The organism is Flavobacterium ajazii, assembly GCF_010614725.1.
GTDB lineage: Bacteria > Bacteroidota > Bacteroidia > Flavobacteriales > Flavobacteriaceae > Flavobacterium > Flavobacterium ajazii.
The window spans coordinates 1-2528 of the sequence record NZ_JAAEHL010000026.1 but is presented as its reverse complement, the minus strand read 5'-3'; the positions used below and the strand labels follow the sequence as shown (position 1 = coordinate 2528).

The 2528-nt window shown below is 46.9% G+C and carries 1 protein-coding gene; it reads left to right on the top strand.

Annotated features, from left to right (window positions below; genetic code table 11):
* Window positions 1–2528 (top strand): beta strand repeat-containing protein (locus tag GWR14_RS23645; protein WP_163411609.1); only part of this gene is annotated, 2528 nt, incomplete at both ends.

Genomic DNA, 2528 nt, shown 5'->3' with positions numbered 1-2528 from the left:
GGAACGACTTATACCCCGGCAGACGTGGCAGCAGATACCTCGGTAACGATCCGTTATACGATTGCAGCCAACGGTTCATGCGCCGCAACGACTTCAGATGTTACTTTCACTGTTAATCCTTTTGCAGGAACAGCCAGCAATACGACTTCAACAACAGCAATTTGTGAGAATACAACCAAAGCGTTGTCAGCGACACCGGCAGGCGGAAGCTGGTCGGTAGTTTCAGGAGGCGGAAGCATTTCAGGAACGACTTATACCCCGGCAGACGTGGCAGCAGATACCTCGGTAACAATTCGTTATACGATTGCAGCCAACGGTTCATGCGCCGCAACGACTTCAGATGTTACTTTCACTGTTAATCCTTTTACAGGAACAGCCAGCAATACGACTTCAACAACAGCAATTTGTGAGAATACAACCAAAGCGTTGTCAGCTACACCGGCAGGCGGAAGCTGGTCGGTAGTTTCAGGAGGCGGAAGCATTTCAGGAACGACTTATACCCCGGCAGACGTGTCAGCAGATACCTCGGTAACGATTCGTTATACGATTGCAGCCAACGGTTCCTGTGCGGCTACGACTTCAGATGTTATTTTTACTGTTAATCCTTTTACAGGAACAGCCAGCAATACGACTGCGGCAACAGCAATTTGTGAAAATACGACCAAAGCGTTGTCAGCGACACCGGCAGGCGGAAGCTGGTCGGTAGTTTCAGGAGGCGGAAGCATTTCAGGAACGACTTATACCCCGGCAGACGTGTCAGCAGATACCTCGGTAACGATTCGTTATACGATTGCAGCCAACGGTTCATGCGCCGCAACGACTTCAGATGTTACTTTCACTGTTAATCCTTTTACAGGAACAGCCAGCAATACGACTTCAACAACAGCAATTTGTGAAAATACGACCAAAGCGTTGTCAGCTACACCGGCAGGCGGAAGCTGGTCGGTAGTTTCAGGAGGCGGAAGCATTTCAGGAACGACTTATACCCCGGCAGACGTGTCAGCAGATACCTCGGTAACAATCCGTTATACGATTGCAGCCAACGGTTCCTGTGCGGCTACGACTTCAGATGTTACTTTCACTGTTAATCCGACTTCTATCGGAGGAATTATTGGAGGAAGCACGACTGTTTGTACAGGAACGAACAGTACTTTACTGACATTATCCGGACATACGGGTAGTGTAATCAGGTGGGAATCATCATTAGATAATTTTGCTACAGTAGCGACACCAATTGCTAATACGACCAATACATTAACGACAAATAACTTAACAGCTACTACCTCTTATAGAGCAATAGTACAAAGTGGTGTATGTGCAGCCTTAAATTCTGCAGCAGCTACGGTAACAGTAAATCCATTTCCTTCTTTTAGTATTTCAAATGCCACGGCATTAGAAGGTAATAATGCTGTTTTTAATATCGATTTGAGCACTCCCACTTGTAATGATGTTGAAATCACAATAACTACATCAAATGGTACTGCAGGGGCATCGGATTATACTACTGTCAATACAACTGTAACAATTCCAGCCGGAAGTACAAATATAACAGTAAATGTTCCAACAACAGTTGATACAATCAGCGAGCCAAATGAGACTTTCGCTATTGAAGCTACTGTTACTAGTGGAAATACAACCAATTCAGCAGCTAATGGAACAGGAACAATTACTGATAGCAATGGTATTCCAACGGTAAGCTTAAGCGGCACAACAAGCATCGCTGAGAATGCAGCAGGCAGTGCAACGATCACTGCTACACTGAGCACTGCTACAACTACCGATACAGTAGTAAGCTTAGGGTTCAGTGGAACGGCCGGCAGTGCAGACTATGCCGCAAGCAATACAACCATTACGATCCCTGCAGGACAGTTGACCGGAACGATCACTATTGATCCGACCGATGATGTCCTGTACGAAGGCAACGAAACTGTGATCATCGACATTACTAATGTTACAGGCGGAAATGGCGCTACAGAAAACGGCGTTCAGCAGGCAACTGTAACGATTACAGATGATGAAACCACACCAACCGTGACATTAAGCGGAACAACAAGCATCGCTGAGAATGCAGCAGGCACAGCAACGATCACCGCTACACTGAGCACCGCTTCGACTACCGATACAGTAGTAAGTTTAGGGTTCAGCGGAACGGCATCAGGAGCAGACTATGCCGCAAGCAATACTACCATTACGATTCCTGCAGGACAGTTGACCGGAACGATCACTATTGATCCGACTGATGATGCCCTGTACGAAGGCAACGAAACTGTGATCATCGACATTACTAATGTTACAGGCGGAAATGGCGCTACAGAAAACGGCGTTCAGCAGGCCACTGTAACAATCACAGATAATGAAACCACACCAACTGTAAGCTTAAGCGGCACAACGAGTATCGCTGAGAATGCAGCAGGTACTGCAACGATCACCGCTACACTGAGCACCGCTTCTACTACCGATACAGTAGTAAGCTTAGGGTTCAGCGGAACGGCATCAGGAGCAGACTATGCCGCAAGCAATACTACCAT